The sequence below is a fragment of the Photobacterium alginatilyticum genome, assembly GCF_009910675.1.
GTDB lineage: Bacteria > Pseudomonadota > Gammaproteobacteria > Enterobacterales > Vibrionaceae > Photobacterium > Photobacterium alginatilyticum.
Map to the genome: position 1 here is coordinate 260,376 of NZ_RSEJ01000001.1, position 22,450 is coordinate 282,825.

The 22,450-nt window shown below is 48.0% G+C and carries 20 protein-coding genes and 1 pseudogene; 9 read left to right on the plus strand and 12 right to left on the minus strand.

Annotated features, from left to right (window positions below):
* Positions 1-296: 296 nt before the first annotated feature.
* The 5 genes from EIZ48_RS01090 to EIZ48_RS01110 are packed head-to-tail and all read left to right on the plus strand — an operon-like array spanning position 297 to position 5,889.
* Positions 297-2,054, plus strand: coding sequence for an ABC transporter substrate-binding protein (locus EIZ48_RS01090; RefSeq protein ID WP_160648287.1), 1,758 nt, complete (start codon positions 297-299; stop codon positions 2,052-2,054).
* Between the two features lie 16 nt (positions 2,055-2,070).
* Positions 2,071-3,024 (plus strand): ABC transporter permease, encoded by a 954-nt coding sequence (locus EIZ48_RS01095; protein WP_083651949.1) that lies wholly within the window; start codon positions 2,071-2,073, stop codon positions 3,022-3,024.
* A gap of 12 nt (positions 3,025-3,036) precedes the next feature.
* Positions 3,037-3,930 (plus strand): ABC transporter permease, encoded by an 894-nt coding sequence (locus EIZ48_RS01100; protein WP_160648289.1) that lies wholly within the window; start codon positions 3,037-3,039, stop codon positions 3,928-3,930.
* Between the two features lies 1 nt (position 3,931).
* Entirely contained in the window at positions 3,932-4,918 is a 987-nt protein-coding gene (locus EIZ48_RS01105; protein ID WP_160648290.1) for an ABC transporter ATP-binding protein, read from the plus strand.
* Positions 4,915-5,889, plus strand: a complete 975-nt coding sequence (locus EIZ48_RS01110; RefSeq protein ID WP_160648291.1) for an ABC transporter ATP-binding protein — start codon at positions 4,915-4,917, stop codon at positions 5,887-5,889. Before EIZ48_RS01105 ends, EIZ48_RS01110 begins: the two co-directional genes overlap by 4 nt.
* Before the next feature lie 96 nt (positions 5,890-5,985).
* On the opposite strand, the gene EIZ48_RS01115 is transcribed toward EIZ48_RS01110, so the two are convergent.
* Positions 5,986-6,921 (minus strand): histone deacetylase family protein, encoded by a 936-nt coding sequence (locus tag EIZ48_RS01115; RefSeq protein WP_160648292.1) that lies wholly within the window; start codon positions 6,919-6,921, stop codon positions 5,986-5,988.
* Positions 6,922-7,181: 260 nt separating this feature from the next.
* On the opposite strand from EIZ48_RS01115, the gene EIZ48_RS01120 reads away from it, so the two are divergent.
* The gene (locus EIZ48_RS01120) at positions 7,182-7,523 is read left to right on the plus strand and encodes a histidine triad nucleotide-binding protein (protein ID WP_205298564.1); all 342 of its coding nucleotides are present in this window, start codon (positions 7,182-7,184) and stop codon (positions 7,521-7,523) included.
* Positions 7,524-7,553: 30 nt separating this feature from the next.
* On the opposite strand, the gene EIZ48_RS01125 is transcribed toward EIZ48_RS01120, so the two are convergent.
* The gene (locus EIZ48_RS01125) at positions 7,554-8,477 is read right to left on the minus strand and encodes a DMT family transporter (RefSeq protein ID WP_240152824.1); all 924 of its coding nucleotides are present in this window, start codon (positions 8,475-8,477) and stop codon (positions 7,554-7,556) included.
* A gap of 201 nt (positions 8,478-8,678) precedes the next feature.
* On the opposite strand from EIZ48_RS01125, the gene EIZ48_RS01130 reads away from it, so the two are divergent.
* The 3 genes from EIZ48_RS01130 to EIZ48_RS01140 all read left to right on the plus strand — a co-directional run bounded on the left by EIZ48_RS01130 (position 8,679) and on the right by EIZ48_RS01140 (position 10,412).
* Entirely contained in the window at positions 8,679-8,954 is a 276-nt protein-coding gene (locus tag EIZ48_RS01130) for a hypothetical protein (RefSeq protein WP_160648293.1), read from the plus strand.
* Positions 8,955-9,166: 212 nt separating this feature from the next.
* Positions 9,167-9,781 carry a TetR/AcrR family transcriptional regulator gene (locus EIZ48_RS01135; RefSeq protein ID WP_160648294.1) on the plus strand — a complete coding sequence of 205 codons (615 nt, stop codon included), beginning with the start codon at positions 9,167-9,169 and terminating at the stop codon, positions 9,779-9,781.
* Positions 9,782-9,908: 127 nt separating this feature from the next.
* Positions 9,909-10,412, plus strand: a complete 504-nt coding sequence (locus EIZ48_RS01140) for a PaaI family thioesterase (RefSeq protein WP_160648295.1) — start codon at positions 9,909-9,911, stop codon at positions 10,410-10,412.
* Between the two features lie 6 nt (positions 10,413-10,418).
* Here the strand turns inward: EIZ48_RS01140 and EIZ48_RS01145 are convergent, their stop codons facing one another.
* The 10 genes and pseudogenes from EIZ48_RS01145 to EIZ48_RS01185 all read right to left on the minus strand — a co-directional run bounded on the left by EIZ48_RS01145 (position 10,419) and on the right by EIZ48_RS01185 (position 22,450).
* Positions 10,419-11,240 (minus strand): hypothetical protein, encoded by an 822-nt coding sequence (locus tag EIZ48_RS01145; RefSeq protein WP_160648296.1) that lies wholly within the window; start codon positions 11,238-11,240, stop codon positions 10,419-10,421.
* Between the two features lie 630 nt (positions 11,241-11,870).
* Positions 11,871-13,349 (minus strand): peptide MFS transporter, encoded by a 1,479-nt coding sequence (locus tag EIZ48_RS01150; protein ID WP_160648297.1) that lies wholly within the window; start codon positions 13,347-13,349, stop codon positions 11,871-11,873.
* 578 nt (positions 13,350-13,927) lie between these two features.
* Positions 13,928-15,406, minus strand: coding sequence for a peptide MFS transporter (locus tag EIZ48_RS01155; protein ID WP_160648298.1), 1,479 nt, complete (start codon positions 15,404-15,406; stop codon positions 13,928-13,930).
* 428 nt (positions 15,407-15,834) lie between these two features.
* On the minus strand, positions 15,835-17,064 hold the full coding sequence (locus tag EIZ48_RS01160; RefSeq protein ID WP_160648299.1) for a cation:proton antiporter: 1,230 nt from the start codon (positions 17,062-17,064) through the stop codon (positions 15,835-15,837).
* Positions 17,065-17,110: 46 nt separating this feature from the next.
* Entirely contained in the window at positions 17,111-17,581 is a 471-nt protein-coding gene (bfr, locus tag EIZ48_RS01165) for a bacterioferritin (protein WP_160648300.1), read from the minus strand.
* Between the two features lie 16 nt (positions 17,582-17,597).
* Positions 17,598-18,062 (minus strand): bacterioferritin, encoded by a 465-nt coding sequence (gene bfr, locus EIZ48_RS01170; RefSeq protein ID WP_160648301.1) that lies wholly within the window; start codon positions 18,060-18,062, stop codon positions 17,598-17,600.
* Between the two features lie 552 nt (positions 18,063-18,614).
* A complete protein-coding gene (gene xdhC / locus EIZ48_RS01175) occupies positions 18,615-19,460 on the minus strand; it encodes a xanthine dehydrogenase accessory protein XdhC (RefSeq protein WP_205298568.1) in 846 nt (281 codons plus the stop codon).
* Positions 19,461-19,592: 132 nt separating this feature from the next.
* A pseudogene (locus EIZ48_RS29170) lies at positions 19,593-19,874 on the minus strand (molybdopterin cofactor-binding domain-containing protein); the annotation flags it as partial.
* A 42-nt stretch (positions 19,875-19,916) separates the two neighbouring features.
* Positions 19,917-20,756, minus strand: coding sequence for an energy-coupling factor transporter transmembrane component T family protein (locus EIZ48_RS01180; protein ID WP_160648303.1), 840 nt, complete (start codon positions 20,754-20,756; stop codon positions 19,917-19,919).
* On the minus strand, positions 20,753-22,450 hold the full coding sequence (locus EIZ48_RS01185; RefSeq protein WP_160648304.1) for an ABC transporter ATP-binding protein: 1,698 nt from the start codon (positions 22,448-22,450) through the stop codon (positions 20,753-20,755). Before EIZ48_RS01185 ends, EIZ48_RS01180 begins: the two co-directional genes overlap by 4 nt.

A 22,450-nucleotide genomic window follows, 5' to 3' on the forward strand; every position in this document is an offset into this window, starting at 1 on the left:
ATGAGGCTGATATAACTGTATCAAATGTTTAGAAATATTTGCATTACATCCCACTTATGCTGCAAGATGCTGTTGTCCATGTTGCACTTGGTTTAATATTCTTTTTATAAATTGGGGTTTTTGACCCTCTGGCAGCTTCGAGCTGCCGAGGTTGTAGCGGGCGAGACTTGGATGTTGAGCCGGTTTGCAGCCCGTTAGTCGATACCTCCGGTTTAAGAGCAAAAAATGAAACTTTTGCTCAATAAGTAACGCTCATGGATGTAACAAAAGCATGAGATTAATTAACAGGAAGTTATATGAAAAAATTTACTTTGTTACCGTTGGCGGCGCTGGTGGTTTCCAGCATGGCAATGGCGGACGACATCAAAGTCTTGAAGTTCTCCGAAGATGGCACCCCAACGACTTTTGATCCGGTGCAAGCCGGTACGACATATGCAAACACAGTTACAACAGCAGTATACGACACACTCTACGAATACAAATACCTAAAATCTCCCTTCGAGCTCAAGCCCAACCTGGCAGTGGACATGCCACAGGTATCGGAAGACGGGCTAACCTATACCATCAAGCTTAAAAAAGGCGTGAAGTTCATTGATGACCCGGCGTTTGCCGATGGTAAAGGGCGTGAAGTTACCGCGGAAGACTTCGTCTATTCGATTAAGCGTCACTTCGATCCTAAAAACCGCTCTCAGGGTTCTTGGCTATGGACAGGCAAGATAGTCGGTGTCGATGATTGGAAAGCAAACGGTTCTGACTATTCGAAAACCATTGAGGGTGTAAAGGCGCTAGATTCTCACACGGTACAGATTAAGCTTATCAAACCCTTCCCGCAGCTGACTTATACCCTGGCAATGGGCTATTCGAGTGTTGTTCCTGTCGAAGCGGTTGAAAAGTACGGTCGTGAGCTATCCGTTCACCCGGTAGGTTCAGGTCCGTTTAAGTTGGTGTCTCACAACAGCACCAAGACGGTACTGGAAAAAAATACCGATTACCGTCAGGAGACTTTTGATCTGGCCGGTTCTGGCTACGACGCGAAAGTACATGGTTTTACTGGTATCGCAAGTTTGGACGGCAAGACACTGCCTATCGTTGACCGTGTCGAGCTGAACTGGGTTAAGCAAGCCTCTGCACGCTGGAACTCATTCAGCAAGGGAACAGAAATTGTCAATACGACATTGCAGAACGAGCAGATGAACGAAGTGCTGGCAAACAAGCACCCTGTTCAGCTAAAGCCTGAGTATGCAGAGCGGTTTAATTTCCGTGTTAACCCTGAAGCTGGCCTTGTTTATAACTTCTTCAACTTTGATGATGAATATTTCGGGTATTCGAAAGATCCTGAGATTAATGAAGCCAATAAAGCACTGCGTTGTGCGATTGTGAAATCTTTTAACTGGCCGCAGCGTGTGAACCGTTTCTATTTGGGCATTGGTGAAGCGTATCCTGGCTTTATTGTTCCGGGAACAGACGGCTTTGATCCAAATATGGATCAGTCTTCCATTCAGCAAGATCTTGCTGGTGCGAAGAAATTGCTTAAGGAGCATGGCTGGACCAAGCAAAATCTACCTGTCCTGAACTACCCGGGTGTATCTAGTACCCGTAATAAGCAGTTCTTTGAGCAATTCCGCGGAAACCTGACCAAAATTGGTTATCCGAAGAAGAAAGTTAGACAGAAAACCTATGCGACCTTCGGCGACTTCAACAAAGACGTGAAGATGAGCAAAACCCAGCTAATTCCTATGGGATGGGGACTAGACTATCCGGATGCAGAGAACACCCTACAGTTGTTCTATGGCCCGAACCGCTCACCGGGTTCCAATGGCTCGAACTATAACAACCCCGAGTTCAACAAGCTTTACGAGCAAGCCTCAGTAATGCAGCCAAGCCCAGAACGTACCGAAATCTACAAGAAGATGAACCAGATGGTTGTCGACGATTGTGTCGGTATCGGCGGTTACTCGCGTACGCGTATTCGCATGTGGCACAAAAACGCCATCATGTGGCCACAGCGTGACGTAATGGGTAACTATCTGAAATACGTTGATATCAAATCATAACTAAAGCTGGGTCATTATGGAGATTTTAAAACACTGTTTCAGGAAGCTGATGTACAGCATCCCGTTGCTTTTTGGGGTGACACTTATCAGCTTTGTGTTGATGGTTTATTTCGGACCGGACAAGACTTACGACTTGCTGGGCCGGAACCCTACCATCGAAGAGATCAATGAAATCCGGCATCAGCTCGGTTACGACCAGCCTTTCTTTGTACGCTACTTTGAGTACATCAAGGAAGTTGTCTTGTTTGATTTCGGGTATTCCGATTCAACCGGTGAAAAGGTGACGTCGATTCTGGCGAAGACCATTCCGGTATCGATCGCCTTGCAGTTGCCCGGCTTTATTCTGGGTAACGTGCTGGGGGTCATGCTGGCGTTGTTTGCTGCCATGCACCGCTCCAGTTGGTTGGATAAGTTGATCATGTCGTCTTCTGTCGTGGGGATGAGTATTTCGTATCTCATTGTAATCATAACGACGCAGCTGATTTTCTGCTCCAGTTATGGCCTGAATCTCTTCCCAGTCTATGGCTGGGAAGTGAATTCCCTCTCGGATTACCTCTACTACATCACTGTGCCGACCATATCATCGGTGTTTGTGGCCCTGGGCTATAACACTCGATTCTATCGAGCGGTGATTGTTGAAGAGACGACCCGGGATCATGTTCGTACAGCCAAGGCGTTTGGTCACAGTGCGAGCACGATTTTATTCAAGCATGTCCTGAGAAACTCCCTAATCCCGATAGTAACCCGGATTGTATTCTCCATTCCTTTCGTAGTAGTGGGTGGTGCGCTTTTACTGGAAAGTTACTTCGGTATTCCGGGTGTTGGATTGACAGCCTACGACGCGATTACCACCGGTGATCTGCCTGTCTTGAAGGCGATTATCGTATTGACCACATTGATGTTTATCCTGGTGGTTAGCCTGGTAGATATCTTGTATCGCGTTGTTGATCCGCGTATTTCTCTTAAATAAGGACAATAAGCAATGTCGGACGCAATAATGGACCAGGTAAGTAGCGCGGTGGCACCGGAAAAACGTGAATCCCTATGGACCAAAGCTTTTCACAAATTCACGCGTGACAAAGTGGGAATGATCAGCCTTTCTGTGGTTGGCTTGTACCTGCTTACCGCGGTTCTGGTATGGCTTGGCGTAATTGCCCAGGGGTGGGATGAACTGCTCGCCGATGGGCAAATGGGCCCAACGGCTGAGTATTGGTTCGGTACCAATATCAACGGCCAGGATATTTTCCAACGGGCAATCTACAGTACCAAAACAGCTTTTGAAGTCGGTTTGACCGTTGCGGTGGTCGCAACGATTACCGGGGCATTGGTGGGTTCAACAACGGGTTACTTTTCAGGTACCTGGATTGATGAACTTTTTCTATGGCTGATGAACTGCCTCGACTGTATCCCTTACTACCTGATGGTGGCAGCGTTTGCCGTTGCCCTGGCGGATAACCCTTATGCCATGCATATCGCCATGATGTCCTGTTTCTGGATGGGCACGGCGCGATTGGTGCGCGGAGAGGTTATCAAACTGAAGAACATGGAGTTTACCGAGGCGGCCCGTTCGCTGGGTGTACCGGTTTACCGGGTGATCTTCAAACACCTGCTACCTAACACCTCTCATATCCTGCTGGTGGAAATGACCCTGTTGTTTATTACCGCTATCAAAAGTGAAGTTATCTTGAGCTTCCTGGGGCTGGGTGTGAAAGACAGCATTAGCTGGGGACTGATGATCGCAGAAGCCAGTGGTGAGGTAACAGCCGGCCATTTCTGCAACTTCTTCGCCTCATCAGGCATGTTGTTTGTATTGGTATTGGCCTTCAATATGTTCTCTGATTCGCTGCAAGACGCGTTGGACCCAAGGAAGATTTAATATGTCTGAGCAAACCCCACTGCTATCGGTGGAGAATCTTACGGTTGAATTTAAAACCGACAAAGGCACGGTTCGCGCGATCAACGGAGTGAACTTCAAAGTTATGCCGGGTGAAACGGTCGCTATTGTTGGTGAGTCCGGCTGCGGCAAGTCCGTGAGCTCGCTATCGATTATGGGACTGGTGCCGTCACCGCCGGGAAAGATTGTTGATGGCAGCATTCGCTTTAAAGGACGTGAGCTGGTAGGCCTGAGTGAGAAGGAGTATCGGAAAGTTCGCGGTAACGAAATTTCGATGATCTTCCAGGAGCCGATGACGGCACTGAATCCGGTGCTGAAGATCTCGACACAGATGATCGATGTGATCCGGCTTCATAACAGTGTCAGCAAAAAGCAGGCTCGTGCCCGGGCTATCGATATGCTGGATACTGTCGGGATCCCTTCTCCCGAGAAAAGGATTGATCAGTATCCTCATGAACTATCCGGTGGTATGCGCCAGCGGGTAATGATTGCGATGGCGTTGTCATGTGGTCCGGATCTGCTGCTGGCAGACGAACCGACGACGGCGCTGGATGTGACCATTCAGGCTCAGGTGATGGACGAAATGGTCCGGTTGCAAAAAGAGCTGAATATGGCCGTGATCCTGGTTACCCACGACTTGGGTGTGGTGGCTGAATCATGCCAGCGTGTGGTGGTGATGTATTGCGGTCAAATTATCGAGGAAGGACCGGTAGAAGAGATCTTTGCTAATCCGAAGCACCCTTATACCAAAGGTTTGCTGGAGTCGATCCCGGTTGTACGTGATAAGAAGATCCCGCGCCTGCCAACGATTAAGGGGGTAGTTCCTGACTTGCTGCACCTGCCGAACGGCTGCCGTTTTGCAGACCGTTGTGACAAAGTTCATACTCAGTGCCATCAAGCCGTTCCTCAGCTTAGTGGATGCGAAAATCACAAGGTTGCTTGTTACAGCCCGAATGGAGATGCCCAATGAGCGAAGTATTGTTAGAGGTTAACGGCCTTAAGAAGCACTTTACGGCGGGCAGTCGTTTTTTTGGTACTCAAGCGGTTTGTAAAGCGGTTGATGATGTCAGCTTTTCTATCGAACGGGGAAAAACACTTGGCCTGGTGGGCGAGTCCGGTTGCGGTAAGTCGACACTGGGACGCTGCGTGTTGCGGCTGCACGAGCCAACCTCCGGTGAAGTGAAGCTGGAAGGCGTGGATATCTCTTCGCTAAGCAATCGTGAGCTTAAAGCTATGCGGCGGGATATCCAGATCATTTTCCAGGACCCGTATGCTTCGCTCAACCCGCGAATGACGATCCATGAGATCCTGCGCGAGCCTTTGGATACCCACAAAATTGGAACTGAAGAGGAGCGAGAAGCTAAAATTGCCGAGGTGATGGCGATCGTTGGTCTTCGCCCTCAGGTGCTGAATCGTTATCCCCATGAGTTCTCTGGCGGTCAGCGCCAGCGGATTGGTATTGCGCGGGCACTGGTATTGGAGCCTAAGTTCATTGTTGCCGATGAACCGGTATCGGCACTTGATGTGTCGGTGCAGGCTCAGGTACTTAACCTGATCGCAGAGCTACAAGAGAAAAAGGGTATTTCTTTCTTGTTCATTGCCCATGATCTGGGTGTGGTTCAGCATATCTGTGATGAAGTTGGCGTGATGTATCTGGGAAGGATTGTCGAGAAAGCGCCGGCTGAAGTGCTTTATCGTAACCCTAAGCACCCTTACACCCAGGCGTTGCTGTCGGCGATTCCTATTCCGGATCCAACAGCCAGCAAAGAGTCAATGAAGTTGCAGGGTGATGTCCCTTCTCCGTTGGCCCCGCCAAGCGGCTGTACTTTCCGAACGCGTTGCCCGCATGCGTCGAGTCGCTGCAAGGAAGAGCGGCCTGCTACTCACAATACCGGCGAACAGGGTGGAGAGCACCTTGTTGCTTGTCACTTGTTCGACTAGTTTCGCGCATTAGTTGAGCCATGTCTCCAAGGCCAGCAGTATGAGTATGACTCATCTTGCTGGCCTTTCTTGTTCTCTCTCAGCCTGCTGTATAGATCAGGTATCGCTTGTCTTTCCTGCAAGTACATCGATATGGGCGTGGACACTGTGTGCCAGTGCCAGCAGGTTGTAGCCTCCCTCCAGCGTGGACACGATTCTGTTTTCGGCATAGCAGGCAGCAGCATCGGTGATGATATTCGTTACCCAGCGGTAGTCACTCTCATCGAGCAAAAGTTGCCCCAGCGGATCGTCTTTGTGGGCGTCAAATCCGGCTGAGACAAATAGCATTTGTGGCTGGTGCTTATGCAGAGCGGGTAACCAGTCGCGCTTAATCGCAAGGCGAAACTCACTGCCTTTGGTACCGGCACGCAGGGGCGAGTTGACTATGTTCGGACGCTGAATGTCGTAATACCTAAGCGGATAGAAAGGGTGCTGGAAGGTTGAGCACACCAATACTTCCGGGCGATTTTTGAAGCTGTCGATAGTGCCGTTGCAGTGGTGGACGTCAAAATCGAGAATCGCGACTCGTTCAATCTCATTTCGACTAAGGGCATGTTCGACACCAACAGCGATATTGTTAAAGAAGCAAAACCCCATTGCCGTGCTGGTTTCGGCATGATGCCCGGGCGGCCTAACCGCGCAAAATGCATTGGTAACCTGTTGGTCAAGTACCATATCGGTGGCCATAGTCACGGCGCCAGCTGCCAGGCGGGCGGCGTGCATCGTATGCGGATTTAGGGCGGTATCAGCATCGGCATAAACCACCCCTTTTTCAGGCTGCAGGCTATCGAGCCAGCAGATGTATTCGGCCGGGTGGACTCGCTCTATTTGCTCGTCTGAGGCGGTTTGTGCTGCCAGCCATTTGATGCGATCACCCAGTTCTGTGGATGCCAGGTATTGTGTGATGGCTCCCAGGCGTTCCGGGCATTCGGGATGATCCGCCCCCATCACATGCTTCAGATAATCGCCATGAGTGATAAAAGCGGTGGTCATAGGTTGCTCCTTCCAACAAACAAACCTTCCTTTGATGACAGATCCTTCAAGCGTGACACTTCTCAGCATAAGTGACGGCGCTTTTTCCTGCGTAGTGCTTAGAGCCTTATTTATTGGACAGAGGTGGACTTATTCCGGCTGGGTGAGGGTAAAAAGGAAATATACAGTTATGCTTATACTGACCTTTTGATACAACAAGGTTCCAGCGAGGCTTACAGGTCAGTTAACGGCTAAACTAACAATGCTGAGGAAGGGAGCTGATGGACTGTATTTTCTGCAAAATAGCGAGTAAAGAGATACCTTCGACATTGCTTTACGAAGATGAGCAAATTGTCGCGTTTCATGACAATGCGCCCCAAGCCCCGACGCATATTCTGATCATCCCGCATCTGCATATTGCGACCATAAATGATCTCGAAAAACAACACTCAGCGCTGATTGGACATATGATCCTGACGGCAACGCAACTGGCCAAGGATTTGTCTCTGGCAGAGGATGGTTACCGCCTGGTCTGGAACTGCAATCGCCAGGGCGGACAAGCGGTATATCACATTCATTTGCACTTGCTTGGCGGACGCAATATGCACTGGCCCCCGGGCTGACAGCGGCTCAGCATGCTTACGGTTAATTAATTAGGGTGTGATTTTGTGACGACGTAACGTTGTGATAATCGAGGTTCCTCCAATCATCACCATCATTGAGAGCATCACTATTACCACGCCGTAACCGACATGTGACCAAGGCTCGACATGTCCCAGTGCGCGATCGACGATTAACACCATCACCGGGATCAGGTAGGTATACGCTGATACCTGCTCGGGTGCCAGCGACACGCTTCCTTGCTGGAATAAAAAGAAACTCAGTGCCGTTGCAAAGACGGCCAGATAACCAATGCCGAACCAGATGTCGGATGAAATGACAGACCAGTCTGTGGTGGCGAGTTGCGGTGCAGCCCCCAATGTCAGCAGCCCTGTGGCACAGATTAATGTCCAGCAAGTCATATGGGTAATGGATTCACCGCGATAGTATTTTTTGACCACGATTGGGTTCAGGGCCATTGCCAAACAGCCGAGCAGATAGATTTTGTTCGAACTGGTTAATGCGATTGAACCTGCTGCAGACAGATCGCCTCGGAAAATAATCAAACCGGCACCCAGCATTCCGCCCAGAAGAGCAATGATGACCGTCAGTGGCGTACGACGTCTGAAGATCACTGCGGCCAGTACGGCGCTCATCAGCGGAACTGTGGTATATAGCGCGCTGGTATCGAGCGCACTGGTATCCTGAAGTGCAATAAACATGGTGACAAAATAGGTCAGTGCGGGCAGACAGATCACCGTGTAGCGGGCAAAGTCCTTGGCTGTTGGTACGCGGAGCTGTTTTTGTCCCAGCAGAAGTCCCAAAAACAGCAGGCTGGCAAGGAGGTAGCGTATCCAAGTAACAACCAGTGGGTTTAGCTGCGCGGTAATGTGACTACCAATCGGAAATGAAAGGCTTATCAGTGCCGTGAAGGCAAACATTTTTAGGTGCGCAGTGTGGCTGGTTGTCATTGTCATAGGCAAGTTTCTCGATAATAAAGTGATTGGGATCAAATTGCGGGCTATTTAATCAATACTTGACTCCGGGGTCAACAAATTTGTGATGTTACTCACGACATGTGTTTACTAACAATAGCTAACAAGTTCAGCTGACATTAATTGTAAGCTGTTCGATTGTTTGACACAGTACGTGGAGTGGCTAGTAGAAGGAGTTCAGGCATGTTGAAGATATCAAAAGCTGGTGTTTTTGCGTCGCTCGCGGTGGGATTGACTGTCCTGTTTGCAATCGTTGATCACGAGCCCGCTCTGGCAAGCGAAAACAGTGGGCAGGTAGGGCGCTACCTTGCTCAACAAGAACAAAACCTTGAGGAGCTTTACCAGGTCAAAGCCCAACTGGCCGCATATGGTGAAGAGGATTCTGATCTCTACCTTGCTGTACTTAATGCGATTAATACCAGTCAACATCTTGTCGATGAAGCCACGAACTGGCAGTAGTGAGTGGCGTGATGGCTACTGACAAGCAGACAGTCCATGTTGATGTGCAAGTCATTGATCTGGTTAACTGATCCGAGCTTGGAGCTTTCGTCGTTATCAGAGATCCATTACTATAGAAAAACCATATATAGACATATTGATAAAACGCTGGTGTCGGTAGCATGCAATATGTGGTTTAGGTATTTGAATTTGTCAGATAGGCGGGACTGTCAATGTCACGGATAAGAGAAAAAAACCAAGAGCTGATTATACAAGTCGCCTGTCAGCTTTTTGCTGAACAGGGATATGCGGCGACTAAGGTGGCTGATATTGCCAAGGCTGCCGATGTACCCAAGCCTAATATCTATTATTACTTCAAAGCCAAGGACAACTTATACCGAGCAGTGCTCGAAAGTGTCACCCAACCTTTGCTTGAGGCTTCCCGTCCGGTTGAAGAACTTGATGATCCGGCTGAAGCACTCAGCGAATATATCAAGACAAAGCTGAGAATATCTCGTGACCACCCTTATGCCTCCAAGGCGTTTGCCAATGAGGTGATGACGGGGGCCAAGTACCTTCCTGACGATATTGCCGATAAACTTCACAGCCAGTCACAGATGATCATTGCCAAATTCGAAAGCTGGATCGAGCGCGGAGCAATGGCGCGGGTGTCACCACAACACTTGATGTTTACGATATGGGCGGCCACGCAAACCTATGCTGATTTCAGTTGGCAGATCTGCAAGGTGATGGATAAAGAACAGCTTGATGAACAGGACTTCGCCGATGCCGCCGAGTTTCTGACCCACCTGGTAATTAACGGCTGCAAGCTGGAACAAACAGAATAACACCTTTGCCTTGACCGACACCGGCAACACGTTGTCGGGTTTTTTTTGTATTTTTAAATCGAAGTTTGACTTTTTCGGCACAACGAACTTAACTGGTCTAATGAGTTAACGGAAAAGAGAGAAGGCAATGGATAGCAGAGTCGCTCAGGCAAATGAGATGTTGAAAAGTTTTAGCAAACAAAAAGTTAAGCTCATTGATTACTGTACTCCGGAAATCCTGGAGATAAGTGATGAGCATCTGTCATTAAAGATCCCGCTCAATGACAAGACAAAAAACCATCTTGAGAGTATGTATTTCGGGGCATTGGCGATTGGTGCCGATGTGGCTGCCGGACTGTTGGCGATGGATATGGCCAACCATTCAGGGCTGAATGTGTCGCTGGCTTTTAAATCTGTCCAGGGGGAGTTTTTGCGCAGGCCCGAAGATGATGTGGTCTTTAGTTGTTACCAGGGGAAGATGATCAGCGAGATGCTTGAAAGAAGCCACCAAACCGGAAAGCGAGTGAATGAGCCCGTCTCTGTTACCGTGACTTGCCCGACGCGTGATGGCAATGAGCCAGTGGCCACGTTTTCTTTGACGCTGTCACTTAAGGTCGTTTCGTCACCGGCCACTGTCACAGTAAGCTCCTGACATTAATTACTGTTGGGTTTGCGGTTCGGTATGAACGGTAAGTCCAAGAAAAGAGGCGACTAGAATACATTCCAACCCAAAGGGCAGGTAACCGGCATAGCCAAGCAGGGGCATCTCGAACAGGTGGAAGCGATCAACAAAAGGAATGTTGTACTTCCAGGGAGTCATACCGCCATAGTTCCATAGCTCCCAGAAAAAACCACATTGCAGACCGGCGAGTGCCGGGAAGCAAAATGGCCGCCAGTCGCCATGCTGTAGCACTGAAAAGATTGTTTGCTGACCGGTTAAGGCCTGCAAGGATATCAGAACAATCAATGGTGACACCCAGATCATAGGATAGGTAGAATCAGGCCAGGCTCCCAGCGCAAACAGTGACAGTGTAGAGATGGACAAGGCCAGCAATGCTATTGCTCTTGGATGCGGTACCTTAAATGTCCAATAGTCGGTGTAGGCATGATGAAACTGTTTAAATGTTGCTAACCAGTAAACGGTGCTCAGAACAGCCGGAAGTACGGTAGAAAAAGCCAGGCTCGCAGTCACTACCCGGGTCAGCGGTGAGATAGGCGGCCCTAGGTAGTACCAGTTATGTACAAAGTGGTTGAGGTACTCGAAGAACCACCAGAATGCCGAGCTGACAATAAATAGCAACAGAAACATTTTGGGTCGATCGAGCATCAGACAGGATCCGACTCGCTTAACACTTAGCGCGTTAATGATCAGGATATATCCCAGCCAAATGGGTGTGAAGGTATAACGCTGTAACCCCTGAGGGGCATCATTATGTGCCAAAGCCATTGCCCAACTGACTCCGAGTAATACTAACCCCATCCAGCCCCACCAAGGATAGGTGAAACGGGAAGGGGGCTTATAGGTGGCAGTCTTGGGGACACAGTAATAGCGATATATAAAGGGTAGTGTGCATGCAAGGATTAGTGCACTGAGCATGAGAAAGACGGGCCAGGAAAAGGGGGGCTGCTCCACATAAAGCGTCGAGGGCAGTAAGTTCAGATAGGGAGCCAGTGGCTTTCCCGCCCAATAGGCACCAGCCAATGGAGGAAGAACTAATAGTCCCCCAGCAAGTACAACTCGAATAGGCCACCACCACCTGGATCTGCCTATTGCTCTTAGCCCGATTTCCATTAATACCGTCCAACAGATTTCACTACTACAGCTAAGTTAAGCATAGTCATATTCAGTCTGCTTCTCGTCTTAAGTTGTAGATATCACACAGTATGTTAATGGCTCGCCTCTCTAGCTAACAAATGCAGTACGCAATCATTATGACTATAGCTGTCAAGGCAAGTTGGGTGGGTTAGTCGTTTTTGCGCGGTTGACGCTGAGGCTCAGAATAAGTGTTCTGAGACATTGCATAGTTCAATCGAGAGGGAAACCGCCAAAAGAAAAGGCTTCCATATGGAAGCCTTTTCAACAAGTTAGCATTGAAGCTGGTTAAGAAGCTTAGCTCTCAGCTTTTGCTGTAGCCATCTCTTCTTGTGCCGCTTCGCTGCTTTTTAGCATGATGCGGATAATGCGAGAGGCCATCAGAGCAACCACTACCATAACCACAGCCAGCATGGTTAGCGTGCTGAAGTAGCCGCCGTATACAGACTGGACAATTTCCTGAGTAATTTCCTGGCCTTTCTCAAGAGCAATCGAGGTTGAGAATACAGCACCAACAATACCACTTAGTGCGATAGCCACAGAGAACAGGCTAACAGAGAAGTTTTCAATATGCTTCGGTGCAACCGACAGGATAAAGGCTACAACCATGCTACCTACGATAACTTCAGCCAGTGCCTGGAAGAAGTGGATAGCCAGGAAGACTTCTGGGCGAATAACCACATCTTCACCGACACTCATTACTGCTGCAGTCAGGATACCGAACGCAATGGCAGTCAGGATGAAGGCGAAACCAACTTTTGTTGCTGTCGAGAAGTTGATGTTGCGCTTCTCTAGTGAAGAGAATGTCATCGCGATTAGCGGGCCACCAACGATACACCATAGTGGGTTCATTGCCATGGATGCTTCTGGGGCAATTGGAATGAATCCGAACAGATCACCGCGCATAGTGTTGATAGTTACCATGGTCATGGATGTCATCATCTGACCATAGTAGACGAAAAAGGCTGTTGTTAGCACGGTAATGATAAGGATGGTACCCATCTTCAGTGCATCTGATTTTTCAGCTTTGATCATCAGCGAGATGAAGTAGCCGATTGCCGCTGCGCCGATAACGTAAACAATGTTCTTACCGATATCCATGTTCGAGAACATGAAGAATACCAGGCCGATCATACACAGAGAGATACCGATAAAGGCTGCCCAGTTCTTAGGGCTAACTGGCTGCTGGTCAATCTCGGCACCGACACCGACCAAAGGCTTGTGAGAAACAACCAGGATAGCAAATGCGATGAAGGCCATCGCTGCTGATAGCGTAAAACTGCCGTTGAAGCCGATAGCAAGAACAAACATTGGGAATAGGTACTGGCCCAGGAAGGCACCAATGTTATTTACCGAGTAGTTTACCGGATAGCCATTTTCAAAATCTTCTTCTGTTGCAAAGGTACGTTTATATAGGCTTGGATAAGAAGGAGACATCAGGCCACGGGAGTAACTGGCCAGTGCAATACCGACAAGGCTCATTGGAACATTTGATGCAGAAGCACCTAAGACTAGCAGAGTATAACCTGTTGCAAAACCACCGTAACTGATTGTCAGAGAGCGGTATGCGCCAAGGAACCTGTCGGCGATGAATCCGCCTGCGATGGCAAATAGGGGGCCAATAGAAGAGAAGGCACCGACTACCATCATGGTATCAGCTTCACTATATCCGAGATCTTCTAAGAAGAATCGGGTCAAAATTACCATCACGCCGTAAAATGATAGGCCAAACATCATCTGGCAAACCATCATTGACTTATTAAGTCTATTCCACATAACTAAATCTCTTTATCTATGGATAATGAAAGGGAATCTTTGTAAGAATTTGTAATTGCGGAAGGGATATTAACATTACTGATAATATCAAACATTGGCGTTATGTCTCAAAATTCGCGAGATATTCATTATTTATTCTAATGAGCATATGTAGTATTTCTTATGAATGTCTTTGTGTTAAGTTTCTTGATTTCGCTCAGACATCGAATTTTAGCCCGTCAGGCTGGGTTTTCAGCAATTATTATACTGTTAGCTTTGGGTGGTCTGATGAGGTAAATGGTTGCCTAGTATTAGTTTGGCTATTCTAAAGTGCGGGTTTTTGGGACGGTTTATGCAATGGAATAAACAATGTTAAAAGTAACTATCTGTATAACAACCTTTTATTGTGAGAGTAATTATTGCTTATTTAAATAAGTATTTGGAGCTTGTTAATATACGGTGTTGAGCTATTGGTCCTGTGTATAAATATATTTAAGCAGTAGCGACATCATCAATGTTGATATTATTACTGTAAAAAGGCTTCCAGATGGAAGCCTTTTGGATAGTAACAAACCTATATTGAAACTTAGTTAGAAAGCTTAGCCCTTGGCTTGTACAGGTGCCAACTCTTCGTTTGCTGCTTCGCTGCTCTTAAGCATGATGCGGATGACGCGTGAGGCCATCAGTGCGACCACTACCATAACTGCAGCCAAAATAGTCAGCGTGCTGAAATAGCCACCGTAAACAGACTGGATAATTTCCTGAGTAATTTCCTGGCCTTTATCAAGAGCAATCGACGTTGAGAATACCGCACCCACAATACCACTTAGTGCGATGGCCACAGAGAACAGGCTAACAGAGAAGTTCTCGATGTGCTTTGGTGCGACTGACAGGATGAAGGCAACAACCATACTACCGACGATTACTTCAGCCAGTGCCTGGAAGAAGTGGACAGCCAGGAAGACTTCTGGGCGGATCACAGCGTCAGGGCCAACGCCCATCACAGCCGCTGTCAGGATGCCGAACGCAATCGCTGTCAGGATGAACGCAAAACCAACTTTTGTTGCTGTCGAGAAGTTGATGTTGCGTTTCTCAAGTGAAGAGAATGTCATCGCGATTAGCGGGCCGCCAACGATACACCATAGTGGGTTCATTGCCATCGATGCTTCTGGCGCAATTGGAATGAACCCGAACAGGTCACCGCGCATAGTATTGATAGTTACCATGGTCATGGATGTCATTATCTGGCCGTAGTAGACGAAGAAGGCTGTTGTTAGCACAGTAATGATAAGAATGGTGCCCATTTTCAATGCATCGGCTTTATTAGCCTTGACCATTAGTGAGATAAAGTAGCCGATTGCCGCTGCGCCGATAACATAAACAATGTTCTTGCCGATATCCATGTTGGAGAACATGAAGAATACCAGGCCGATCATACATAGCGAGATACCGATAAAGGCTAGCCACTTCTTAGGGCTTACCGGTTTTTTATCGATTTCGGCACCGACACCCACCAAAGGCTTGTGAGAAACAACCAGAGTGGCAAATGCGAAGAAGGCGATAATCGCTGATAGCATAAAGCTGCCATTGAAGCCGATAGCCAGTACAACCATTGGGAACAGGTATTGACCCAGGAAGGAGCCAATGTTGTTTACTGAATAGTTTACCGGGTAGCAATTTTCAAAATCTTCTTCAGTTGCAAAGGTACGTTTATATAGGCTTGGGTAGGAAGGAGACATCAGGCCCCGGGAGTAGCTGGCCAGGGCAATACCGACAAGGCTCATTTGAACGTTTGATGCCGAGGCGCCCAGTACTAGTAAAGTATAACCCGTTGCAAAACCGCCGAAACTGATAGTCAGAGAGCGATATGCTCCTAGGAATTTATCAGCAATAAATCCGCCAGCGATGGCAAATAGTGGACCAATTGAAGAAAAGGCACCGACGACCATCATGGTATTAGCTTCACTATACCCAAGATCATCCAGGAAGAATCGAGTCAGAATTACCATCACGCCGTAAAATGATAGGCCAAACATCATTTGGCAAACCATCATTGACTTATTAAGTCTATTCCACATAACTACATCTCTTTATTAATGGATAATGAATGCGAATCTTTGTTAGAAACTGTAATTGCGGGAGGATATTAACATTACTGGCAATATCAAACATTGGCGTTATGTCGCAAAAACAATGAGTTAATCATTACTTATTCTAATTGATGTGCAAAGAATTTCTTATGTTGTATTTGTTTAAAAATTTTGTGTTTTTGGTTATAAGCCAGTTTTTAGTCTAGATCTTTCGTGATTTATTTTGTGATTATGCTGAGTTCTTGTGTTATTGAACTGATGGTTAATTTTGAAGCATTAGTTTAACTGTTATGTAATGGTGGCTGTTTAGGGGGGGGGGAATGAACTGGGCTAGTTTAAAATTAGCGGTAGGTTTAATAGTCCTTATCGTGAAAATGTTTGTCGTTTATTTAAATGACCATTTAAGGTTTGTTGGTTTATGTCTTACTGGAATAAATGTATTTAAGCAGTATCGGGGTCATTAATGTCGTAATTACTGCCATGATCACCACGGCGGAGTATATATTTTCTGCCACGGGAGAGCTGACTGTGAGGTTAGAAAATAAGCCGGCTTTGAGGGCTATATCGGCGATAACCAGCTCAACTGCACCCCGTGCACTCATTCCGACGCCAACAGCAGCAGAATCCTGCCAGGACAGTCCCATCCAGCGGGCCGCTGCACCAGCGGCGATAAATTTGCCGAAAAAGGCCGCAAGCAGCAGACTGACGACGAAAAGCGGTACGGTGAAGACGGCAGATAAATCCAGATGGAGACCAACTGATGCAAAAAAGATGGGAGCCAGAAAGCCGTAGGTCATGGCAGAGGTTTTGTATCGTACCTCTATGTATGCTGACTCATTGATGGTCCGGCGATCAAAAAATAGCCCAGCCATAAAAGCCCCAATAATAAAGTGCAGATCGAGGAGTTCAGCCAGTACGGAAAAGGCCATGGCACCGACAAGAAGAGCACTGAACTTGAACTCCCGTTGCTTAATGGCTCCTATAAAACGGCCGCCGAATGGAAATACGAAAACGCCGACAATGAAAGTAATGACAAAAAAGCTGACGACTTTGGCAATAAGAGGTAACAGCTCGAAACTGTTAGCTTGCGGATCGGCACTGATCAGTGCAGTGAGCCAGGCCAGTAACAATAAACTCAGGACATCATCGAAGACGGCTGCCGAAACGATGATCTGTCCTGATCTTGAATTGAGTTTACCCAGATCCATCAAGATGCGAACGGTAGCGGGTACCGCCGTGATGGTAAGTGCGGTACCGAGAAAGACGCATTGGGCAAAAAAAGCATCTGATGCCGGCAGAAACAGCCAGCCTAGCCCGATACCGAGTGCCATTGGCAGTATCATGCCACTTACCGCAACGGCTAGGGCATCCCTTGAGTATTCAATGAGTCGGCTGGGTTGCAGCTCAATGCCGGCAAGAAGCATGATAAAAAACATGCCCAGTTCAGTGATCGTATTAAAAACAGGGCTGCTGCCAAGTTCGTCGAGTTGGGGGAAGAGCTCTGTTTGGAACTGTGCAGCCAAGGCACCAAGCGTTATGCCGGCGATAAGTTCGCCGACAAGGCTTGGCTGGCCAAGTTGCTCGGCGATTTCACCAAATATACGAGTGGTGACCAGCAGGATGAGAAGGACGAAAAACAGTTCCATGATTCATCAACCAGGGGGAGATGCTTCCCCCTGTAAGCTAATAAACTTAGCCCATTTGAGACTGGAGGTAGTTTTGCAGACCGACTTTCTTAATCAGCCCCAGCTGCTTCTCAAGCCAGTAGGCATGATCTTCTTCGGTATCGGCTAGCATGACCTCAAGAATTTCCCGTGACTGATAGTCCTGCTCTTCCTCACAGACCTTGATGGCTTCTTTGAGCGCCTTGTCGACGGAATATTCCAGTTGCAGATCATTTTCAAGCATTTCGGGCACGTCTTTGCCAATCTTGAGATCTTCACGCTTGGTCATATCCGGTGTGCCTTCGAGAAACAAAATACGCTCGATAAGGCGGGATGCATGGCCCTTTTCATCATCAAATTCATGATCAATACGTTCGTAAAGTTTCTCCAGTCCCCAGTCCTGATACATGCGGGAGTGGATAAAATATTGATCCATTGCGGTAAGTTCTCCGGCCAATAGTGCGTTGAGCGTGCCGATGATTTTGCTATTGCCTTTCATATGCGTCACCTATCTTCTACATTTGAGATTGTAGATAATTTTCAATGCCAATGTTACGGATTAGTTCCTGCTGGGTTTCAATCCAGTCGACATACTCTTCTTCATAAGCCAGGATATCTTCCAGTAGTTCTCGGCTGACGAAATCGGCCTCGGTTTCACAAAAAGCAATCGCTTCTCGCAGCAGTGCCAGCTGTTCCATCTCCAGTACAAGATCACATTGAAGCATTTCTTCGGCGTCTTCACCGATCCGCAACTTCTCGAGGTGTTGCAGGTTGGGAAGTCCTTCGAGGAACAGAATACGTTCAATCAGATCGTCAGCCTGCTTCATGTCTTTGATTGATTTTTTATATTCTTTCTCGTTCAGCTCATCCAGCCCCCAGTTTCTGAACATTCTCGCATGCAGAAAATACTGGTTAATCGAAGTTAGCTCTACGGTAAGCACCTGATTCAAGTAACTGAGTACTTGGGTCTTGCCTTGCATAATACTTCCTCCATAAGTGGCACATATAAATATTGTTTTTGCCAAATTTAATCATAGGCGCTGATTAATAACTCTGAGGGAATAATCACGAAAAAAGCGGCTTGTTGTTCTGAAATCCATTGAGTGGGATGAAAAACACAATAATTAGAATTGTTATCGTTTCTATTGGCGCAAAGGTAGAGACGGTACACCTAAGTGATGAAAGGAAGGTGTTAGGATTAAGATCTTGTTTTTTCAATTTTTTTCACATTTTTCCGTTGGGCCGCGTTAAGTCGCTTGCTTCAGGAGCTACCTGGGAAGTGGATTTTCAGGTGAAGTAATTTCAGCTGTTGTCTTTAAAGCTGGTTTAAAGGGGCAGTTCAGTTGTGATTAAGAGGTAGAAGCCTGAGTAAAAAGCCTGCTTACAAGACAGGCTATTGGGTTGTACATGATGCGGTCGATGTTATTTGGGGTAAACAGTTTGGCGGCCGCACCCGACACATACGCCGTGCTGGATACGTAGCTCGCCGGCAAAGATAACGGCATACTTGGCGTCCTCGCTGACCATTTCATTCATGCGCTGTCGTTGTTCGCCTGAGTTACCGGTTCTGCTGCTGTGGTACATGTCGGGCGTTTTTGCTCCATGGGGACTCCCTGATAATGGGCAATCAATTCGCCAGCGACCGACACTGCAATTTCTGCCGGGTGTTTTCCTTTTACGGCACTAATACCGATCGGGCAGGTCATTCGCTCGATTGTTTCCTGACTGTAGCCGCGCTCTGTTAATCGGTAATCGAACTTTTTCCTTTTGGTCAATGACCCTATCATGCCGAAGTAGGCGGTATCATTTCTGTTGAGAATGGCCTTAGCGAGATCGAAATCCAGCTGGTGGTTATGGGTCATGACCAGATAGTAACTGTTGGTTGGCATATCCTTGACCTCGGCCACGGGATCATCGGAGACCAGCTTTTTCACTCCGGTTGGTAACTCATCCGGAAATTCGTTCTCTCGCTGGTCAATCCATGTCACACGGAAGGGCAAGGTTGCCACAATATGGAGCAATGCTTTGGCAACATGGCCGGCACCAAACAGTACCAGGTGGTTTTGCTGGTGGCCGATAGGCTCGAAACTGAGCGTTGCCATCCCCCCGCAGCATTGGCCAAGGCGGGCACCAAGGTTGAAGTGTTCAACTTTGGTATGCCTGTCTCCTATTAGTAGCATGTCGCGTGCCATTTTTACTGCTTTGTGCTCAAGATGACCACCGCCAATGGTTGCCACAATAGTGTTTCGGGTAACGAGCATTTTGGTTCCGGCGTCGCGCGGGACAGATCCCTTGTCGGCCAGTACCGTTACCATGACACAGGCTTCACCTTGTTCATCGAGTTTGGCCAGTTCATGGATCCAGTTATCGTTATACATGTCATACTCCTTGGCGGTTGTTATCTTGATTGTTGTTATTTGATGTTCGTTGTGGCCTCTGCAGGGTTTTCTGAGGTTACTTCTGTATATTGCGGTTGTTGGACCGTCTGAACTGCCCATAGCACGCGCACGGGCGCCGACGCCATGAAGAATAACTGCTCGTAAGATCTTGTATTCGCCGGTAAGTGAGTCGATGACAACCTCTGAACATGATGCCCCATAAGCATAATAATAAAAGGGATGTCGTCGTGCTTTTTGATGGTCGTAGTAAATTTTTGGTGTACGGTAGAAGCCGGTACTCGAGAGCGAAATCTGGTTGAAATACGCTAGTTGGACAAACTCCTCAAACGGCATGGACTTATCGCGGATCTGGATTTTGTCGATATCGACCTGGAACATGGCGAGATAAACCAAAAAAAAGCCGCAAGAAGCGGCTTTTAAAAGTATGGAGACCAGCTAGAACGGGTACCAGAATAGCTGCTCTGACTGGTAGCGATTGATAAAGCCCAGTGTGAGTACACTGGCAATAACGATGAGTACCATATAATCAGCCTTTGTCATCGGTTTGAGGCTGTACCAAGAGCGCTTCTTGTTACGCCCGAAGCCCCGCAATGTCATGGCATTGGAAATCACATCGGCACGATCCAGGCTTGAGAAAATCAGCGGGCCAAGGATTTTGGCGACGTTTTTAATTCTTGTCAGCACTGGTACGTTTTTCGAGATATCGACCCCTCGTGCCTGTTGGGCATGCATGATGTTGACAAAATCTTTGGTGACTTCCGGCAGGTAGCGCAACGTCAGGCTGACGACATAGGCAATGCGGTAAGGAACGCCAAGCTTGTTCAGGCTGGCCGAAAACTCAGTCGGATGGGTGGTAAACACAAAGACCAGTGCGATAGGGAACATGCTGAAGTACTTCAGCGTGACTGTCAGCAGGTAGAACAAGGTTTCAGTGGTGATGGAATAGTTTCCCGCCATAGCGATGAGTACGGTTTCGCTTCCCATATATTCTACACCCTGCTGCGGGGCGATAAGGAACATAAACAGGGCATTCATCACCAACACGGATGCCGTGCCAATCATCAAAGGCTTGTAGGTAGCGAAAGGGACTCGACTGAGTTTCAGCAAGCTGAAACCGACCAGGATCAGGACGCAAATGATCCGGAGGTCAAATGTAGTCAGCACCATAGTCACCCAGCCCATAAAGAGAATGAACTTGGTGATGCCGTTTAATGCGTGCAGCGGTGAGCCGGTATTGGCGTAGCTGATACCAAATTTGATTTTATTTGTCTTCATGCAGTTTTATTTGCCTCATGGTTAATGAAGCAACGGATAAAGTTGTCGATACGCTTGATACCCAGCTCTTTGGCCATGGTATAGAGGCTAGTTACGGTTAGGTTGGCTTGCTCAAGCAGTTCAGGTTGACTGAAAATGGTATGGACAGCCTGATCGGCCAGCAGTTGACTGTCGGCAATAACCACTGCGCGATCGGTATATTCCAGTACCAGATGCATATCATGGGAAATGATCAGGATAGTGATCCCAAGCTTCTGGTTGAGCTCACGGATGAATGCCATCATCGCCGTATAGTGGTGATAGTCTTGTCCGGCAGTCGGCTCATCCAGGATCAGCAGTTCGGGCTCAAGCACCAAGATTGTGGCAATGGTAACCCGCTTCTTCTGGCCATAGCTCAAGGCTTCTATTGGCCAATGGCGGTATTTGCCCAGCCCGCATAGTTCCAGGATCTCGTTGACCTTTTTCTCGACCATTTGCTCCGGTACATTACGGTTGCGAAGGCCCGAGGCGACCTCGTCAAAGATCATATGGTGGGAAATCATATGATTCGGGTTTTGCAGAACCACACCGATGTGTTCGCTTCGTTCGAAAATAGAGCTTTCGCCAAGATCTCGTCCATCAAACTCAATACTGCCTTCATCCAGTTCCAGTACCCCCATGATTAAGCGGGTCAGAGTGGATTTTCCGGAGCCGTTTTTGCCGAGGACTGAAACAAATTCACCTTTATTGATGCTGAAGCTAACATCGTCCAGTGTATTGCGCTGGCCATCGTATGAATAGCTCAGGTTGTTAACCGAGAGCAGAGGCTGACTGGTCTCACTCTGTTCGGTGACACCTCTTTGCTGATACCAGTTAAGTAGCTGAGGTTTGAAGCTATCGAGATCAAGCGTCGACAAGTGGGCGGGTTTATCGGCAGCAGTGACTTCGCAGCCAGCCGCTTTCAGTGCCGACAGATAAAGTGGTTCACGGATCCCATGCTGGGCGAGTAGCGGACTGGCCAGCAATTCGTCAGGCGTCATGTTCGCCACAATTTCCCCGTGTTCCATCAGGATGATCCGGTCGACGTTGCGGTGAAGAACATCTTCGAGACGGTGCTCGATAATGATGACGGTTTTGCCGGAATTCTGGTGCAGTTGATCGATAATTTCGATGGTTGCCTTGCCCGTTTTAGGATCCAGGCTTGCCAGCGGTTCATCAAATAGCAGGATGTCGACATCGTCGACCATCACACCCGCCAGCGAGACACGCTGCTTTTGGCCGCCGCTGAGGTCGAACGGTGACAGGTTCAGCATTTCCTCCAGATCGACCATCTTCGCCGTTTGTTTAACGATCTTGTGCATTTCGCCTTGTGCAACCATCTGGTTTTCCAATGCGAAGGCGATATCTTCACCGATACTTAGCCCGACAAATTGACCATCGGTATCTTGCAGGACGGTGCCGACCATGTTGGTACACTGGTGAAGATCCATCTGACGGGTATCTTGGCCGTTGATAGACAGACTTCCGGTGATATCCCCCTTGATTGCAAACGGGATGAGGCCATTTAGGCACTGACCAAGGGTTGACTTGCCGCTGCCGCTCGGGCCGACAATGACGACCTTCTCGCCTTTTTCAATCGTGAGATTGATGTTCTTAAGGGTCGGTTTTTCTAATGCCCAATATTTGAACGAGAAGTCGGAAAACGCAATAGTCAT